The 20818-nt window shown below is 64.5% G+C and carries 1 protein-coding gene (cut by a window edge); it reads right to left on the reverse strand.

The annotated features are described in order from the left end of the window. On the reverse strand, nucleotides 1-20763 hold the 5' end (the start) of the coding sequence (locus OH686_RS11565) for an Ig-like domain-containing protein (RefSeq protein ID WP_289532712.1). It extends 22017 nt beyond the left edge of the window; 20763 of the gene's 42780 nt are visible here — the first part of the coding sequence; its start codon is at nucleotides 20761-20763; its stop codon lies off the left edge, out of view. Nucleotides 20764-20818 lie beyond the last annotated feature (55 nt).

A 20818-nucleotide genomic window follows, 5' to 3' on the forward strand; every position in this document is an offset into this window, starting at 1 on the left:
CCCCAAACCCACCTGGGCAATCTGGCTCGGTACCACTACGCCATCGAGGCGCAGCTGTACCAGCTGGCTGCCCTGGTCACGCAGCTGCTGGTTGTCCAGCAGGCGATTGAACTGCACCTCGATCGCGCTGTTGCGCGGCAGGCGGCCGGCCGGGCGCGGGGATTGCGACAGGATGGCCAGATTCTGGTAGACGAGGGTGTTCAGGCTGCCGCCCAGCTGGGTGGCGGACGCCAGATCGTCCAGCGGGTTCTCGCGCGGCTCGCCGTTGACGAAGACGAAGGAGCTACCGGCATACAGAGCCTGGCTGCCCAGTGACAGGCTGGAGACGTTGCCCAGTACGCTGAAGTAGTCGCGCAGCCCGATGTTCTCGCGCACCTGGCCGTTGAGCCACGGGGAGATGTCGAACAGCTGCACATCGCCCTGGCCACCGGCCACATAGAGAGTCTGGCCGGCCAGCTGCATTTGGCCGGCGAACAGGTCACCGCGGCTGACCAGGTAGGCCAGCTTGAGGTCGGTGATCGGGCTGGCGGTGGTTTCGCTGTCCAAGGCGAACAGCTGCACGGTGGCACTGTCACCACTGGACACCAGAAGCTGCTCCGGCAGCACCAGCATGTCTTCCGGGCGGAACCTGAAGCCCGCCGCACTGCGCGCGTCAACGCGACGCTGCACCCGGTATTCGCCGCTCGCCAGCTCGATTTCCACAAGTTGGCGCTGCTCCGGCAGGGTCAGCCACAGGCTGGAGCCGGCGAGACGCAGGCGGCCAGGAGCGCCACCCAGCTTGGCGTTGTCCAGCAGACCGAGGTCGATCAGCTTGAGCTCGTTGGTCAGGCGATAGATGCGGATACCCTGCTGGTAGGCGACGTAGATCAGGCCGTCGCCGCTGGCCAGCGCGTTGATATCGGCCGGCAGATCGAGTTCGGTGATGCGCTCCGGCTCCGCCGGCAGGGTCAGGTCGAACTGGATCAGCTTGCGGGCACCGGCCACGAACAGCTGATTGTTCGCGATGGTCATGTCGACGAAGCCGCGCGGTGCCAGGCTGGCTTCGTAGTGGTAGTACTTCTCGCTGTCGAGGAACTTCTTGGTCAGGATGACCGGATGCACCGGGTCGCTGATATCGGCCACGATGAGCCGCGCGTCCTTGCTGGTGATGCGGGAAACCCGCCCCTGATTGTCGAGCTTGTCGAAGCTGCCGCCGGTAATGGCATAGAGCAACTGCGAGCTGGCGTTGTCGAGGCGCGTGATGGCGGAAATCGGCGCGGCCACTTCCGGCGGCAGGTTGACCGAGCCGGTTGGTACGCCGGTATAGAAGTACTCCACCGCAGCTTCTGTCTGCTCACCCTGGAACAGCAGGTTCTCCACCACGACCTTGGCCTTGCCGAAGCTGCCTGCCGGTGCACGTACCTCGATACGGTTGCTGCTGATGACCTTGAGATCGCCCGCGAGGCCACCGGCAAAACGCACTTTCATGTGGTGGCTGAAGCCACGACCATGCAGAGTCACGACGTTGCCGCCCTGCGGCGGGCCGGTCTTCGGCTGCAGGTCATCGATCTCGATCTGCGGCAGCACGGTGATGCCGCCCTGGCGGATGTAGGCCAGGTTCTGGTCGACACGCTCGACCTTGACCGGCAGCGATGCGCTGGAGCCACGCAGCTGCAGATCCGGGACCTGCACGCGCAGTTGGTCGTCGGCGACACTGACGATCTGCTCCGGCAGCAGGCGGGTCTCGCCTATCCACACCACCAGTTGCTCGGCGGCGACGCCGAAGCCCGAGCCGCGCAGCAGGGCGATCTCGCCGCCGGTTGCATGGAAGTAGTGCAGGCCGACAACGCCGTCGACCTCCCGATGAATCTGGGTCACCAGCGGACGCTGGCCGACGCGGCGCTCCAGCTGCAGGACGAATGGCTGACGCAGGCCGTGGCCTTGCAGGTCCAGCAGGCTCTGTCCTATCTCGATGCGCAGGCGACCCTGGTAGTCGCCCTTGAAGCGCAGCTCGATCTGGCCGCCACGCAGGGTATTGCTACCGCTCAGCTCATAGGCGGATGCCGCCAGCGGCTGGCCCTCGCCATCCAGCACCCGGATGGCCTGCGCCAGATGAGCGGCGTCGCTGTTGATCAGATTGTTGAAGGTAACCCGGACCGGCTCGTTGACCCCGATCACTGCACCATTGCCCGGGGTGCTGGACGCCACGGCCAGGTAGGGCTGGGTATTGATCTCCACCCCTTTGCCATTGCCCTGCATCACCTGACCACCCATACCGAGCAGTTCGCCGCTGCCCTTCTGCCAGTAAATGGTTTCGTACTGGCCCTGCGCGTTGGCTTCGAGCAGCAGATAACTGTCACCGGTGGCGACGCTGATAAGGCCCTGTTGTACCTGCAGGGATGGCAGCAGCAGCGCCTGGCCGATGGACTCGGCATCGACCTTGCCGCGCTCGATCGCCTGCACACGGTAGTCGAGACGCTCGCCAAAGTCCTTGAAACTGGCCAGGTACAGCTGCTTGTCTCGCAGGAACAGTACGTACAGCTCGCCGTTCAGCCACTGCAGGTCAACCGGGGCGCCCAGCAGGTCGGCCCGCAGGCTGCCGTCGAAGGCAATGTTCGGCAGTGGCGCCGGGGCACCCAGCTCGTCGCGACCCAGCGGCAGGAAGCGCAGGTAGCCAGTACCCAGGTCGTTGGCGGCGGCTACCGCCAGGACCCTCCGCTCGGTCTCGACGGCCACATCCAGCGCGCGGTGGTTCGGCAGCGCCAGGGTGGAAACCAGCAGCGGCTGGCCGAGGTTGTTGATATCGACGACGCTGACGCCACGGCGGTCATTGGCCAGGTAGACCACCTTGTCCACGACCTCCAGCCCCAGCACCGGGTCATCCAGGCGCAGCTGCGACAGACGGATCGGCCGCTCCCACAGGCCTATATCGTATATCTCCAGGCCACCCGGCATCAGGAAGCGGTTGCTGGCCGAAGGCTGGGCGCCGCCCTTGACGCCCACGAACAGCAGATCCTCGATGGCCTGGACGGCACCGATCTGCATAGGCGGATAGTTCGGCAGCACGACGCCGAGCCCCTTGGGCAGGGTATAGGAAAGGGAGCCGACCTTGATCTCGTGTACGGTGGCGCCCGAGGGAATGCGCAGGAAGATGTCGTAGATGTCCGGATCGATTACACCGGGCAGGGTGAAGGTGAAGGCCGTCTGAGTCCGCACGTCATCTTGCAGATCGATAGTAGTCACGCCCGCGGCCTCATCCAGCGGGCTGCGGCCGGTGTAGATTTCGGTATCGCCATGACGGGCACGCAGTACCACGCGGGTACCAGGCATAAGGATCTCGTGGCTGGCCCCGATGGAAACCCTCTGGCCGCCCTGCTTGCCCGCGGAATCCGGCGAAACAGTGAACTTGACCTGGTTCAGCGGCTGCTCCGCGCCGACCAGCAGCGCCCCCAGGTAGTCATCACGCAGGCCGCCGTCATCCAGGCGCAGGTGCCATTGTCCCGGCGACAGCGGCAGCAGATCGAGCGCATGGGCGGCGATCTCCAGGCGCTCGGCGCTGACCCACTGGACCTGGATCGGGTACTGGTTGATAAAGGCCTTCACCGACGGCGAGAAGCCGGAGCCGTGGATCACCACGACATCCTGCGCGCCGCGATGGAAGCTGGCGTTCTCCAAGTACTTGATCCGCGGCTGGCTGGCACCCGCGGGCGCTGTGCGGAAGTCGACCTGGAAGGGCGCCCACAGACCGCCGCCGCGCAGGTTGCGCGCGCCCCTCAGCTGCAGGCGCAGCTGGGCTCCCGGCTTCGGCGTGAAGCGCAGCGCGATACGGCTGGCCGACTGGCCGTCACCGTTCAATGCTTCGACCACCGGTGCTGGCAGCGGCGCCGCACCATCGGCAAGCTCGCTGAGCAACAAGGTCCCCTCCGCACGCAGGGATTCCAGGGTCACGGGCTCGTTGAAGGTCAGCTGCAACGCCTGCTCGCCGGCAGCCAGGACACCACCTTGCTGAACGCTGGCCGCCATCACCACGGCACCCGGCAGCTCCAGTAGCGTCAGGCCCTTCTTGCCCGAACCTGCGACCAGACGATTGTTGAACAGGTCCAGCGCCTCGATGCGCTCGACGTTGCCCGCGGAGATCACTCGGGGTTGCAGCGGCTCGCGAATATCCAGCACCACCACACCGCCGCTTTCCGCGGCCACGAACAACAGACTGCCGGCCAGGTGCAGGCGCAGGCCACGACCGGCCACGGACTGCAGCTGCTCACCGAGCGACACATGCACGCGCTCCAAGGGCTGATCCCGGTTGACGATCTCCAGGCCACCGGTACCCAGCGCCACCAGCAGGTAGCGACCGTAGACCAGGGCATCCTGCGGGTTGGCCGTGAAGTCATAGTTGCGCTTTTGCGCCGGGTCGAACAGGTTGACCGACTCGATGCTCCCTGCCGTGCCATCCTTCGCCTGTACCAGCGACTCATCCCAGCCGGGGCACATCACCCACTTGGCACTACGAATGGCACCACCAGCCATCAGCCAGCCACCGTCGAGACGCAACAGCCCGCTCCCCTTGATGCCGACGGATGCTGCGACTCGGATCGGGTCCTCACCATCGCGGTAATTGAGGGCCATAAGCGATTCGGGGCTGGAATCACCAATCTTGGACGCGCAGGTATCACTCTTCGGTGGCTCGGCGTCCACCGAAGCGTCCGCCGCAAACAGGCCATCCCCCTGTTTGAGGACGCGACTGACCGGCTTCTCCAGCACTTCCTCGTTGATCAGCTGCAGGCCGTTCTGCTCGTCCAGGTTGAGGCGCGCGATACCACCCAGGCCGCTGGCCACATACAGGCGCTTGCGCCAGGTGTTCTCTTCCCACTCCTGCGACGGCTGGATCTGCAGCGAATCGAAGCCTACGCGGAATTCCTGGGCGGCCTGGACATCGAGAACCCGCTGCTCTTCCGGGGTCGGATTCCAGTTGCCAGTGGCCATAAAGTCACGGGCAAGACGCTCGTTGATCTTCAGTGCCTGCATCTTCAGGTCGATGCGCCGGGAATCGCTTGGGAGCGCCGGCGAGCCACCGACCAACAGGGGCTGGCTGGGATTCTGCACGGAGAATGCAGCGGCACGGTAGTTCTCCGGCAGCCAGCCGCCGATGGGCAGGTTGTACTTACCGTATCCATCGGTCATGTGGCCGCCGTTGGTCAGGGCAACACCGGTTTCCTGATCGATCCAAAGATCGCTGGGATAGATCAGTGCCGGATGCAGTTCGGATAGCTTGCGCAGGCCATAGCCGAAGCTCTTGTCGCCGCTGATGCGCGACTGGTTGCCATAGCGATCCTCGGCCAGCACTTCGACCTTGCCGGGCGCGCCGCGCGGCGTGGTCACCCGCATGCGGGTGCTCGACAGCACCTCGATACGTCCGACCGGCATACCGCCGAAGCGTACCTTGAGACCATCCATCACGCTGTTGCCGGGCTCGAAACCATCGCCGAGCAGGGTAACCGAGGTTTCGCCGCTCACCGGTCCCCAGAACGGCGAGAGCTGGTCCAGGCGCACCGGGGCATCCACCAGCAGGGCCCCCTCGAGAACCGCCTGTTGGATCACGCCGTCGCGTATCGCCGCCACGGTCAGGTTGTACTGACCGGCATGCGGCATCGCCGGCACGCTGACGGTCAGCACCGCAGGAGCGTTCTCGCCCTCGCGGCTGATTCCCTCAATCTGCGCCGCCTGATCGCCCACATAGACATGGACCTGTGCCAGGTTTTCCGGCAGGCCGCGGGCACTGAGCGTCACCAGGCTAGCCTGATCGCGCGCCACCCTCCTCGGTACCACGGCTTCGATCGACAGTGCGTCGGCACGGGCGCCGCGATAGGTCAGCGCGACTCGCTGGTCCTGCGCCAGGCGCTGCAGCACCAGCGGCTCCCTGCCAGGAATAGGCTTGACCGAGGCTAGACCGGCCTTGACCAGCAGAGTCAGACGATCGCCGACCTGCAGGCGCGCGGCGCTCGCGGCATCCAGCACCAGCTTGGCATCGTTGCTGGTGATCTGCGTGGTCACGGCCAGCGTGTCGCCCTGCGGGCCCAGCAGACTGAAATGCTGGAGGTTCGCCGGATACTGGTCGATCGCCTTGCTGAAGCGGGCCATGACCTGCAGGCTGCCGTCGGGCTGGCGGTCGAGAATGCCGTTGCGCGGATCCACCGTGTGCAGGCGCAGCAAGACATCCGGCATCACCTGCACGACACTGCCGTTGGTCTCTACACCGCCACCGAGCACGGAATAGGCATCCGCCACCACGCTTTCCACTGTACCGCCAGTCGGTGCATTCAGGCTGCGGCCGGGCTGGGGGCGCAGTGGATCAGTGACGTCGATGGTCAGAATGCCCTTGTCGCCGCGCGCGACATAGAGGGTGTTGCCATTGAAGTCGAGGTCGTAGACATAACCGATGTCGTTGACCCGCGCGACTATGCGCGGCGCACTCGGGTCCTGCAGGTCGACCACGGCAACGCCGCTCGCACCGGCGGCCACGTAGGCGAAACGACCCTGCAGCGAAACGCGGGTGCCTGGCAGGTCGAGACTGGACAGCTGGCGCAGGCCCAGGCTCTTGTCCTGGCGGAATACATAGAAGCCGCCGCTGCCATTGGCCTCGGCAGTGACCAGCCGGTTGCCGGACACATTGAACTCTCCACCGACCCCGACCAGAACTCCTGCATCCCCTGCCACGGCATCCTGGGTCGCTACATCGAGTAGCGGCAGACGCGGATTGGCAGCCAGGCTCTCGACCAGATAGGTTTTGTTCGGCAGGAAGGAGTCGACTATGCCGATGCCTGCCTCGCCCATGCCCAGCAGCACCCGGGCATTGCGCACGCGCAGGCCACGCACCAGTTTGCTAGGCAATTCCAGAGAACCAATCACCGTGCTGTTGGCCGGATTGATCTGGTCAAAGGCAACGGTAAACAGGCGAGCCTCGATAGGCTGTCCGTCAGTATTAAGCAGCACACCGGTGATGTAGGCCCGATCGCTACCGCGCTCGAAGAACGGCTCCACGCCCATGGCGATGAATTTGTTGGGCAGCACAACGCGGGAAACGATGCGATCGTCGCTGTTGTCGCCGTTCCGGTCGAGCATACCCAGCAGGGCATCCGGGTTGACCACCTGATCGCCGGCGTTGATTCGGTATACCAGCACGCCGGCAGCGCCTTGGGCTGCGAACAGGTAGCTGCCGGTGGGGTCCAGGGCGAGGTCGTAGATGCGGCCCTTGTCGCGGATCTGCGCCTGCGGCGACTGCTGATAGGTGAAGGCCTGGCGCAGCAAGCCCTGCTGCCCGTTGCCGTTCAGCTTGACCAGAACGTCAACGGTACCGAGCGAGCCCGCCGGGGTGATGACCTCGATCGTCTCGGCGTCGAGCACCTTGTACTGGGTCGCCTCCAGCTCGCCGAACAGCACCGACATGGCCCCCGGATCGCTGCGGAAGCCCTGGCCCTTGATCAGGACACGGGTGCCGCCGTTGAACGAGCCCTGGGCGGGGCTCAGCGAGCGCACCAGCAGCGGCTCGACGAACTGTACGGCGCCAACCTTCGAGGCCTTGCTGCCGTTGCCGGCAATGACCTGCATGCTGGCCGGCCCCGGCAGGCTGGCAGGGGCCTGCACACGGAAGCGTGCGCGACCATCAGCCAGGTGCTCGAGCAGCGTAGCGCTGGCGACCTGTCCGGAAAGACTGAACTGCGGCTGGCCGGTGCTGCCTGAGAGCACCACGTCCAAGTCACCGCCGACGATGTCCAGCGTGCCCGGTGCGACGCTTTCGATGGCAACCTGCGGACCAGCTGCCAGGCCCGTACGGAAACGAATGACGTGCTCCATCAGGCCACGGGTGCGGCGGCTGGCGAGATCGCCCTTGAGAATGATCCTGTAGCCGCTGGCGGCGGCCAGGCCCTGCTCAGGAGTCAGGCGCAGAGAGCGCTGGTCTTCGCTGCGCTCGATGGCGAACGGAACCTGCTCGGGGCTCTGCCCGGCCAGCGCATCACGCTGCAACTGGAGGTACTCACGTAGCTCATCGTCATCGAGCTGGGTCAGCGGGCGGGTGAAGTGCAGCTCCAGGGCGCTATCCAGTGGAACACCTTCGCTCTGGTCACGCGGAAGGCTGCGGACCAGCTCCAGCGTCAGCAGGTCGATCATCCCCAGGCGGGAAATCGTTGTCTCATCGCGCAGGAACGGAACCGAGAACACCCCGATGCCCTGGTCCGTCACCAGTAGCGGGAGGCTCTCGCCAGCCTTGCTGAGCAGACCGCTGTTGCGCTTCAGGCAGCGGTCCGGCAGTACCAGGGCATCCAGCAGGGAAATATTGTCCGGACGGCTGAAATCGTAGAAGCCCAGGTAGCCAGCTGGGTGTTCCATGCATGTCTTGTCCGGCACCGAGGCCGTGGTCAGGCCGAGCCAGGTGGTGGCCTGCGCATGAATGCCCCTGCTGGCACCCGGTACGCTGAAGCCGCCTGGTTCGTATGCTCCGATCTCGCGGACATAGGCAGGACGACTGGCATCGTAGAGCTTCAGGTCATCGCTGCCGACATAACGACTACCATCCGCACTCAGGCCGAAGAAGCCGCTGGCCTTGCCATCGCCCAGCTGCGGCAGCGACGGCTTACTCAGGTCAAAGGCGACACGACGCGTTCCGTTGACCACATGCAGGGTGTCTCCGATCACGGCGATATCCTGCACATCATCCAGATTCCGCACCTGACCATTCAGGGTTGCCTGGGAGATACGGCGGATCACGCTCGGGCGCAGCGGGTCGGCAAGGCTGACCACCGCAACGCCCTCCTTGCGACCAGCCACCAGCGCCAGCCCCTGATGAACCAGAACCTCCTGCACCACCTCGTTGAACGGCAGCGGCAGGCTGAAGCGGATTCCACGGTCCTTGCCCGGCGGCTGCTCGGTCAGATCTTCCGGGTCGCGAATTTCGCGATCATAGACCAGCAGCAGGCTGCGGCCTTCGTTCTCGGTATTCAGATAGGGGAAATCGTAACCCCGCGCCGCCACATAGAGCTGCTTCTCGGCCAGCGCCATGGCGCTCGGCTGCAGATCCTGGGGCAGGTTGTAGTAGCCGAGGCCATGGCGCGGCGCGGCCTGGTCGATCCGCGCCGGATCGTACTTGACCAGGCTGATCCAGCCCGGTGCATAAAGGTGCTGGAACTCTTCCAGACTGCTGAGCGAACCCGGCGCTGGAACTTTTTCACCCAGTTCGCCACGGCCCAGCACATAAACCATACGCAGGTCGCTATCCACGGCCAGGTCAACGATGTTGCCCGGCGGCAGCTTCAGCGGATCAGGTACGTAGTCGGTCAGCCCGCCGTTCGCCAGTATCTTGAGCCGCTTTTCAATGGTCTCCCGGGACATCGGTGGCTCGCTCTCGAGACCACGATCCATCTGCAGGCGACCGTAGAACAGCGCATTGCGCTGAACATAACGACGACCCAGCTCGTCGGACAGCTCGATATCGATGAAGCCGCGGTAACCGCCACCCTCGTCATCCCGCAGATCCGGCACCACCCAGTTCATGCGCTCGCCACTGTACAGGCGCAGCTCAGCTGAGCCGACCTTGAAGGTCTGGGTGCTGTCCGGCTCACCGCTCTTGTAGGCGGTCAGAGTCATGCCGGCGTGGAAGCCCTTGCCGACCAGCTCGACGCGGTCGTTGCTGCCGCTTTGCTTGGCTCGTACCACCGCCGGCGTCAGGTGGGAAATCGACAGTTCGTCCACGAAGACGAAGCCACCCAGCACGGTGTCGGTCAGACCAGCCTCGGTCTGCAGCATGACGGTGGCAGGGCCGGGATAGTTCGGTACGGTCTTGGCGTACAGCGCCACTACACCCGTCTCGGCATCCACCTCACGGCGCTCGACCACCAGCGGCTCGCCGCCGACCAGCAGGCGCGGCTGGTCGCCGAAGTGCAGACCACGCACGACCAGCTCGGTACCGCCACGCACGTCGCCGACATTCACGCAGGCACCACTCTCGCGGCTCTCGCGGGTACAGATGCTCTGGATGTCCGGATAGAGGGCATCTGCCGGCGCGGTGGTGAAGCTGAACAGGTAGTCGGCAGCCATCGGCTGGCCGGTGATCGGGGTCAGTCCCTGCTTCACCCGCACGAAGTAGCGCTGTCGCGGCAGGAGGTTCTGGCCTTCCTTGCGGGTCAGCTGGATCCGGCGCTTGGTGACATCGGTGCCACGCGCGGCGAATGACAGGTCGAACTGCGCGGTGATGTCGCGACCGATCTGCGCGTCGCCCTCCAGCACCTGCACGAAGTCGCTCAGCACGGTGCTGTCCGGCACCACGGCCGACAGCTCGATGAGGATTGCCGGAAGCTGGGTACTGACATCGTTCTCGCCGTACTGCGGGTTGTGCTGCAGAACGGTAAGTGCCGGCAGGTCGATACGCCCGATACCGCCCTTGCCGGCAGCGACCTGGATGCCGCCACGGGCCAGGGTTACGCCGCGCACGGCGAAGTCGTCGGCGGTGGCATTGCGCCGCAGCATGACCGGAACGCTGGCGTCCAGGCCGCTCTCGCCGACGCGGGCCAGGTCGATGATCTGCACCAGGCTCTGGGTCGGTCGGTCCGACTGATCGGACAGCAGCTGGGTGACGTAGGCCAAATTGCCGGATAGGTGCACGTCGTACAGACCATCGGCGGCCAGGTCCGGGCGATGAGGCCCTACCTCGACGACCTGGGCCAGACGCGGCTGGTCTGGCTCGCTGATATCGATACGCGACAGGCGAGCGCTGTCGCCGCCACCCGCCATGTCGGTGACGAACAGCTGGCTACCGGCCAGATGCAGGCGGTTGGCCACGCCGAGGGTATCGACACGCGCGACGATCGGCATGGCCGGCGTGCTGAGATCGGCCACCACCACGCCCTCTTCGGAAGCAGCGATATAGGCGTAATGACCGCGGACCTTGACGTCACGAGTGAAGCCGTTGGGCTTGATGTAGCCGACGTGGTAGGGCGCGCTCATGTTGCTGATGTCGACCACCTGCACGCCACCATGGCCGTTGGCGACCAGCACCAGGTTGCCACTGCGGGTGAGGCCGTAGACATCCGGATAAGGCATGTCGACACGCCCCATCATCAGGTAGGGCAGGCCGAACTGGCCGTCGCCGTTCTTCTGGCCGAACAGCAGCAGCTCGCCGGCATCATTGTCCAGGTAGAGGGCACCGGTGCCTTCGCTCGGTCGGTCACCGCCGACCCAGTCCTTGCGGATCTCCTGCTCCATGCTGTTGATGAAGGAGCATTCCGGCGTGATGTCGCTACACTTTCCGCCTTTGAGGCCGGACTTGGCCGCCAGCACGATGTTCTCGTCCGAGAGCAGTTCGCCGATGCTGCCGCTGAACATCTCGGCGGCACCATTGAGCAGTGGTGAGAAGGCGAAGAAGTCGCCGCTCTGGTTGCTCTGCGTCTCGTCGACCGCATCCATGATGAAGATACCGGTACGGGCGGGTGGCAGCGGCTTCTCCAGCTCATCCTTGCCCAGCAGCCCCAGGCCCTGCTCGATCCGCAGCGGGTCGACGCTGGACCAGGCGGCCAGCATGGCGCCACTGCGGTCGAGCGAGCGGTACTGATCCACGGCGGTGTAGTGCACGGTCTTGGCTGCCTGCTGGTTGCCCAGCGTGGGTGCGATGAAACGTCGCTCGCTGAGCGGCCAACCCACTTCGTGGAAGGTCTCGCGCTTCACCGTGTGATTGGGTGTGACCACCTTGGTCTGGACGTAAAGCCGCTCGTTGCGCAGCCCGGTGCGACGCAGCACGTTGCCCTGGCTGAAGTCGGCCCAGTAGACGAAGTAGTGCTTGTCCGGCTGGCTCACCGGCGTCTTGTCGCCAGGCGTGCGGGTGTCATCGCGGAAGAGCTTGAGCGGGTATTCGTCGGCCACCTTCCATTCGCCGCTTTCCGTCTGGTACTGACGCTGCCAGAGCATGCTGACGTCCTGGATGGCACCGCCCATGTCCTCGATGCCGACCACCGCGCGCAGGCTCTCGCTCATGGTCAGGACATCCTTGTCGATCGGTGCCAGCACCGATACGCGCGGCACCACCGTGTCCTCGAGCCGGCCGATGCGCACGGTCTGGGAGGCGCCGGCCTGCCCCAGCTGATCGTAGGCCACCGCCTGCACGGTGAAGCCGTTCACGCCAGCCGGCGCGGGGATCATTGCCCGGTAGACGTGATCTTGGGCATGGCTGCCGGTCTGCTGGCCGTAACTCTGCTCGCTGCTGTAGACCGGCAGGCCGTTGACATAGAAGGTAACCCGGTCGATGCCGTCTGGCCCCAGGTCGTCGAAGGCTTCGACGAAGACTTCCACATCCTCGCCGTCGATCACCACGCTGTTGTCGTTGTCCGGCTTGATGATGCGCGCCTGCGGCGGCTGGTCGGCCTTGATGGTCAGGCTGCCCGGCAGATCGACCATGACCGAATCGTAGCCGTCCAGGTCCCTGGCCTGCGCACGGAAGCGCAACACCTGGCCAACACGCTCGTTGGGCACCTTGAAGTGGAACTGGAAGGGAGCCGCCGAATCCACGCCCAGCGCCTGGAATACCGGCTGCGCATCGGCCGGGCCTATGGAGTAGAACAGCGAGGCATTCTGCACGCCGACTTCCGGATCGCTGGCTTGCACCTGCACTACCAGACCTCGACCCTCAGTGATCTCCGTCACCGGCCCCATGGCGAAGCCGCGTGCGTCCAGGAGCTTGATCGCGTTCACTTCCGGGCGCTGGTTGCGGCGCAGCGTCACGACAATGTTTTCGCGCGTCTCGTTGCCCGCCGCATCACGCGCGGTAATGCGCAGCTGCATCGGCAGCGCATCCGGCAGATTGTCGGTGCGGCCCAGATAATCGGCGATGGAATTCAGCGGGACACTGCCGATGAACGGCTGGCTGATCAGCATGCGATCCATGACCCGCTCGTTGTCGGCGTAGGTGCCGTTGTCATCGCGATCGACATACAGACCCAGGCTGACGGAGCCCACCCGCACGTTGTCGCTAACTTCCAGCTGATAGGGCAGCGTGCGCTTCTCGGAGACGCTGGCACCGGTGGCGACCGGCAGCTTGACCAGCATCTCCGGGGCCTTGATGTCCTTGAATACCTTCACCCGGACCGGGCGGGCCGTGGCTACGCTGCGCGGCTGGCCCGACGCGCGGATCTCCAGGGTGCTGGCCGTCAGCTGGAGGTCGGTACCGGCCTGGCCATAGGGGATCTCGACCAGGAACTCGTAGGGGAAGACCATGTCGGTGAAGCTGCGGTCGCCGCCCTTGAGGCCCGCAACGTTCAGTACGACCCGGTCCACGCCGACATCGTCGACCGCGTTGACCTGCACCAGCATCAACTGGCCTTCATCGACCTCGCTGTTATCCCTGGGCTCGCCGATCACCACACTGGGAGCCTGGTCCTGGACGATCTCGACCTCCAGCTCTTCTTCGGCGCGGTGAGCGTCCAGATCGCCGTGGGCGACACCATAGTTGTCGACCGCCTCAATGCTGAGGTACACGCGGTTGGCTGCCGGATTGGCCGGGTCGAAGGCCGGCACCGGCACGGAGAAATTGAACGGCGCGGCGCGCAGGCGCATCTCGTATGGCACCTGACCGTTGCCGTAGGTGGCCCGCAGGTTCACGTACTCGATGGCGACATCGTCGAACGCCTTGACGTTGACGTACAGCGGGTTGCCCTCGACCACCTTGGCGCCGGCCAGCGGCTCGACCACATCCAGCACCGGACGCTCGTCTACCCGCACCGGGAAGCTCACCTCCCGGGCCTGGCTGTTGGCCACATCGAAGGCTTCCACCCGCACCCAGACATCGACGCGGCTGACCTCGTCGTGGGTCAGGCCGAAGCTGCCCAGGATCTGGTGCAGTCGGTCCACGTGCAGGACCTGGTTGTATTCCGGTGAGTCGATATTGAGGGTGGTGACCGGCTCGTAGTCTTCGGCCGGGATGCCGGCGATGTCGCGCTGGAGGACGAAGTCCTTCTTGATATAGGAACCATCGCGCTTGAGCACGCCATAGGCACGCGACATCAGCAGCCGGTTGACCTTAACGTTGTCATAGGCCTGCACGGTCAGGGTGAAGTCGCTGTCCTCGATCGCACCAAAGCCGACCTGAGGCCGCTTGATCAGCGCTTCCGGCTTGATGGTGTCCGCTGCCACGTTGAACGCGCGCTCGGACAACCCGACGGCACCATCGGCATCGGTGATCTGGGCCGTCAGCTTGAGCTTCTCGTTGTGGCGAATCAGGCCCTGCGGGACCTCCAGCACGAAGGTGCGCTCCAAGGCATAGGGGCTATTCCTGCGGCCGTAGTCATCGGCCTGTGAGGCATCGTAGTGCGCCTGGAAGCTGTCGTGGATGCTGGCGAAGGCGCTATCGATGGCGTGCTCGCCACCCGCCGCCGTAGGCTCCTTCTGCGACAACACCGGCAACGGCACGCCATTGGCGAAGACCCGCAACTTGTTCGGATCCAGCAGGCGATCGTCGGCAGCCGCCAAGCCGACGCGAATACGGAAGGTGCCCGCTGCGATGTCCTGATCTTCGGCGGGCGCGGTTATGCGTACCTCCGGCACAAGGTTCACCAGCGGATGGATCAGCATGGAGCGCTGGCTGACATGGCCGTAGGTATCGGTGAGCTCGATGCGGTACTCGGTGGGCTCGGTCTGGTCGAACTGGATCTCCGCCTTGTCCTCGGCCTGCAGTAGCGGCGCCTCCGGGCAGGGGGCAGGGAAGTTGCGGCTATAGACCACGGCACCGAGCGAGCCATCGCGCTTGAGGCGCAGCACCTTGTAGGAGGCCAGGCCAGCATCGTCACGCAAATGGGTATCGAGGCGGAAACGTTCGTTGGTGCGCACCCAGAACTCGCCATAGTTCAGGCGAGAAGGTTCGGTAATCGACTTCTTATACTGGCTTCCGACCAGGTAGGTATTGAACCCCTTGAGGGTCAGTTCGGGCTTCTCATTGGCCTGCAGCGGATAGACCATGCTGTGTTCGCTGCTACGACCACTCCAGTCCTCGGCCAGCAGGGTCAGCTCCAGTTCGCCACTGTCGAGGGGCTTGGGCACCCGGTAGGGCAGCACCCAGCTCTTCTGGCCGAAGTTCACTCCGAGCTCGTGCACCGTCCGGCTACGGTTCTCCAAGAGGCGCAGGCTCTTTAATGCCTGGCTGTCGTCGGCGAACTCCACGTTGAGGTTGAGCTGCTGCATGGGCAGCACCACGGTGCCAGGTGCCGGTGACAGGATCTTCGTGGTCGGTGCCTGCTCGTCCAGCACCAGCGGCTGTTGCAGCAGCGGTTGCAACGACTGGGCGCCACGCTCCAGGGAAAGCCTGTCGACAGCATGGCCGACCAGGGTCACGACATTGCTGGTGCCCTCGGCCGGGATCGGCATCAGCTGCGCATAACGCGCACTGACGGAGCTCTGGTAGCCGTTGCTCGCATACTGCAGGAACGCGGTTTCGCTGCCGTCCTGCAGCAACAGGCTCAGGGCGTAGCGGCCACGGATCTTGCTACCGGCCGCCGTCTGCAGATCGGCATCCATGGACTCGCGCGCATTGAACTGTAGTTCGCGGATGAAGGCCGGTACGCCAGCGCGGGCTCGTAACACCAGGCGCGTGGTGTTCGCCGTGATCAGAGTTTCGAGATCCAGCTCACCATTGATGGCTTGAACTTCGCGAATGTCTGGGCGCACCTGGCACAGGTCGCGTGAGAACGTTTCCACGGCCCAGCTCATGGTCTGGTTGCCCAACTTCAGCTTAGCGGGCGCTATGCTGGCCATATCGCTGGCCAGCAGAATGCGATCGTCACGTACGCTCAGGTAGGGCTTCTGGTTCAGCAGCAATTCACCCTGCCAGCCTTGGGCCTCGGGATAGGCAAAATCGATCTGTGCACGGTTGCGACGCGCCGCATTGTCGTAGACCGCCAGGCCTCGCAGATCGCGTTGCTGACTCAAGCCACGCAGCGAGCTGACAAACAGCAGATGGTCGATCAGATCCTTCGACTGGCTGGAGCTGTAGTCGTCTTCCACCAGCAGGTTACCGCGCAGCGGCTGGCCACGCTCCTGCCGTTCCGCAGGCAGGCCGTCACGCCAGGACAGCGTGGGAGCCTTGTCCTGGTGAATCAGCAAGCGGCGGGTCTGCTGGCTCTCGTTGCCGACCAGGTCCCTGGCCTTCACCACCAGCGTCAGTGCAGCGGGCTCACTCGTCGGGCGATAGCGACCGATGTCCAGCACCAGCGGATCTTGTGCGTTGCCGGAGGGAATGCTGACCTGTGCGCTACCTACGCCACTGGCGCTGGCCACGACATCATTTCGCCCCTGATCATCGAGCAGGCGTATTTCGTAGGAGTCGACCGCGGTCTCGTCTTGCAGGGAAACTTTCAGCTCCGCCACCTGACGCTCGAACAGCTTCTCCGCCGGCGACTGGATGGTGATGCTCGGTCCCGCTTCATCGGCCAGGATGCGCAGATTGATCGGTGCCGTACGACTCTCGTTGACACCACGATCACGGGCACGGAAGACCAGTTGCACGACCTGACCGGCATAGCGACGAGCGAGCGCTGTGGGCAAGCGCAGTCGCGCCTCGAAGTCGGTGAAGAAGCGTTCGCCGGCGATGATCGATCCCAGGGTGCCTGGGTTGGGGATCTTGACGGTTTCGACGCGATCCTTGCGGCTGAATATTTCCCAGGCCAGGCCGTGCTCTTCCCGGGTCTGCGGATCTATCAGGATGGCGTCGACGGCATCGATATAGCGATTGTCCCCTGCGCTACCCTGTACCTCGAAGCTCTTGCCAGGCTCCAGGCTGAAGTCGCTGACGGGCTTGTTCATCTGCAGGGTCGGTGCCTCGACATCGTCGATGATCTGCATGTCGAACAGCACTTCGCTGCTCTGACCGGCGCTATCGAACGCGCGAGCGCCCATGACGATCGGCGGCTCCTGCTGGGTCGGCACCCGCAGGGCGGCACTGGCATAGCCCTCACGCTGCAAATTCGCATCAGTTCCGTTGACGCTGTGCAGCACCTTGGTCTGACTGCCCTGGCGCTGGAAGAACTCGACTTTGGCCAACTGGCGATCGTCCAGCGCCAGTACCTGGGCGGTAAAGGCTTCGCCCTCATAGAGGCGGGCGCCAGGGGCAGGCAGGCGCACACTCAGCTGCGGCGGCATGTCACGCGCGATATCGAAGCGCCATAGAGTGGCTTCGGCTTCGTTGCCGTACTGGTCACGGCCACGCAACTCGATGACCAGTTCCTCGCCCTGCTCTGGCACCTTGAGCGAGAAGGAGCCGTCGAAGCTGGCGCTCTGGATGGTGGTGTTGCTGTAGAGGCTGCTCCCCCCGCTCAGGGCCTGCAGTGACACCAGCTTGGTGTCATCCACGCCACGCACCTTCACCTGCACCGTATTACCGGCGTAGAGCGGCGAGCCCTGAATCGGTGAAACCACGGCGAGGCGCGGCCCCAGCGTATCCGCCATCACCTGTAGAGGGATTTCCTTGACGTCGCCACGCTGACCACCGTCGTCCACGGCGGCCACTCGCAGGCGCAGGTTGCGATCCTGGTTACCCAGCGCCAGCGGCTTCAGGTCGATGGTCAGCTTGTTGACCGTCTCCGGTCCGGGGATCAGTCCGGACTGGGCATCGATACGTCGCTCCCAGAGCGGCGAGGCGCCGCCTTCCAGCCACAGGCTCGCCTCCAGGGCATGCACGGCCCGGTCATCGCGGGCAACGACATCGGCAACCAGGCTGTCCTGGCTATACAGGCGACTCTGAGTCGGGCTGATCGCACGCACTTCCGGCTTGCTGTCGTCTGCGATACCGATCAGCACCTCCAGCTCGGAGTCGTTGCCGATCTTGTCGCTGGCCACCGCACGGATCGGATAGCGATCGTAGCGCACCCCGTCGAGATGCTTGAATGCCGGAGCGGCAACGACCTTCAGGGTCGAGAAAGCCTTGAGCGCACCGGGAATGGCTTGCACAAGTAGCTCGCCATCGGCGCTACTCAGCTTGTCGTTGAGGTTGCCGGTAAGCACATAGCCAACGCCATCCTGCTTCTTAACGCCATACAGATCCAGGCGCTCGACACCGATATTGTCGTAGCCGGTCAGCTTGAGGACGAAGGTGCTGTTCTCTATCACCGGAGCGAGGTCGGAGCCGGCGTCGCTGACAGTGATGCTGGGCGAGGCGAGGTTGATGACCGGATCGTCCTCGTCCTTGCCGAGCGTGGCATTGACCACCGGGCTGCGCGCCATCTGGCCAGCACTATCAAAGGCCTCGGCATGCACAGCCAGCGGGACCTCGTTCTCGATACCATCCGGAGTCTGGTAGACGGTCGCGAACGGCGCCTTCAGGTCGCTGCCGACCAGCTTGCCATTGACGTAGAAATCCACCTGGCGCAGGGCCAGGTCGTCCGTTGCGTTGGCCCGCAGCTCCACCGCCTGACCGGATACCAGATGGGCGCCCTCGACGGGATAGCTGAGCGCAACGGTGGGCACCTGATCACCCTTGACCGGTAACAGCAGGCGCTCGGAGCGATTGACCTGCTGGTGCTGGTCCGCCACCTGCCCCCGCAGCTCGAGAGTACGCCCTAGCCACTCCTGCTTGATCGGTAGCTGGAAGGTATGGCTGAGGCTACGCATGCCGAATGCATTGCCGTCGTATTTGTCCAGCTGATGATGGTGCGACTGCACTTCCACACCATCCACCAGCAGGAAGATGTCCGTGCCGCCGTCCAGGGTATCGTCACTGACCTCGACCGTGACGGCAATCGTCTGCCCCACGGTTGCCTGGCTGCCGACTGCCGGCTGGGTCAACCGTGCAATGGGCTTCTGGTTTTCCAGCACCCGCAGCAGACGGGCAGGAGCATCCTTAACACCACCGTTGCGGCTATGTACCCGGGCGGAAAGCCCGATGCTGGTCTCGCGCACCGAGATATCCGGTATCGGCAGATCGACCTGCCACAGCTCGTAGAGCTCCTTCTCCTTGGGATCGCTGGGCATTGGCCGCTGATCCAGCGCAGGGAAGCGGCTCTCGCCGACCTTGCGCCCATCCATGAAGAACTCGACCTGACTGATCCCGCTCTGGTAGTTGCCGCTCATCATCGGGCCCAGGTAGGCGCTGATGGTGGCGCGCACCCGGCTATTTTCTATCACTCGCTGAGCGTCGACTGGCGCCTCGAACACGAAGGCCGGCACTTGCGGCTTGCTCTCCGCGACGACGCGAACCACGCGTTCCGGCGTGCTCTGGTTCTTGCCGCTGCCGTCATAGGCGACTGCCCGCACGCGCAGGTTGCGCCCTTCCAGCTCCTGCTCGATGGGCAGGCTCAGTGCGTATGGAGGAGTGAGTCGACGGCCGACCATGCTGTCATCCAGCCAGAACTCGACACTCTTCACTCCAACGTCGTCGCCAGCCTTGGCGGCCAGCATCAGAACGGAACCGACTGCGACCGTCGCCTCGGGCGTCATCTCCACTGTCGGCGGAGCATCCTGGGCCGCCACCAGCAGATCCACACCGATCTCCGGGTAGCGCTGCAGGCGAGCCCGGACTTTCAGCGGGTTCTGCTCGGGTATCTGAGCCTTGGCCAGCAGCGCATGCGCCTCGTTGACCTGTAGCACCGCGTCACTGCCAGCCGGCAACTGCAGTTCGACGACCAGGCTGTCGGCCAATGGCGCCTCGCTGCCGTCATCGAACACGGCCAAGAGCTGCGGCAGCTTCTCGAAGCTGTTCAGCCGCGGCAGTACCAGCGCCTGACCGACGCCCTGCTCCGCAAAGCGCAGAGCCGTCAGACGACGGCTGAAATCGACACGCACCGGCAAACTGATCTCGGCCAGGCCCGGATAGCTCAGATAGACGAAAACCGCCTCGCCGGCGGTTTCCTGGATGGGGTATACCACCCCTTCGGCACTGACCCAGACCTTGTCAGGGTTGGAGGAGCGATAGCTGACGCCATGCCCCAGGCCAGGCAACGGCGTGGGGCCGCGGAACTCGAAATCGACCTCGGGAATCAGTCGCGCCGACTGCAATGCATCGGTGAACAGCAGACTGCCCGGCTGCACGCTGATGGCTCGCACACCCTCATCGACGCTGCCACCGGTCATGCGGACGTCGGAGAAGCTGCGCTGATTGCCGGAGGCATCGACGGCGCTCGCCTGAACCATCACCAGGGCATTGCGCGCCACTTCTTCCGCTGACAGCGCGGGCTCTATACGTTGTCGCAGGCTGAAGCTGGCCTGCCCATCGGCTCGCGGAAACACTCGCCTTGCCTGATCCATGCGCAGGAACGCTTTGCGCTCCGCCTGGCTAACCACGCCGCCGGCTGCCCGCAGGTCGGAGGCACGCAATCCTGTCAGGGAGATGCTCAGGTAGCTGAGGTCGGTATCATCCGTCGCCTCGAAGCTGGCAGTCAGGTACTGAGCTCCCTCTTCCATGTCGAAGGCCAGCTGGGTCAGCTGCAGGCTTGGCGCCATAGCCTCGGCCTGGAAGGACTCGCTGTACGCCTGCGTGCTGCCATCGGCGAAGCCCAGCTTCACGGACGGTTGCAGGAATTCGCCACCCTGCAGGCGGAATGCGAACGAGCAACTGAGAGCGGAATCACCATCACGCAAAGCGTCAGCAGGAAGCATGCGCTGACCGGTAGCGACCACCTGCACTTCGGCCAGATCGCGACAGTCGTCTAGGGAGAGGGTGTATTCAGCGGCGTTGCCGGCACTACCAAGCGGCGCGGCGGCACGGATGTCGAACTGCGGGGATGCGGAAGCGACAGCTGGCAGCGCGACGAGCGCAGCGAGCATGTAGCGCAAACCGATATGGCGGCATCCGTGCAGCATATTCGACAAAAAGTTCCAT

Source organism: Pseudomonas sp. SO81 (assembly GCF_030374125.1).
GTDB lineage: Bacteria > Pseudomonadota > Gammaproteobacteria > Pseudomonadales > Pseudomonadaceae > Aquipseudomonas.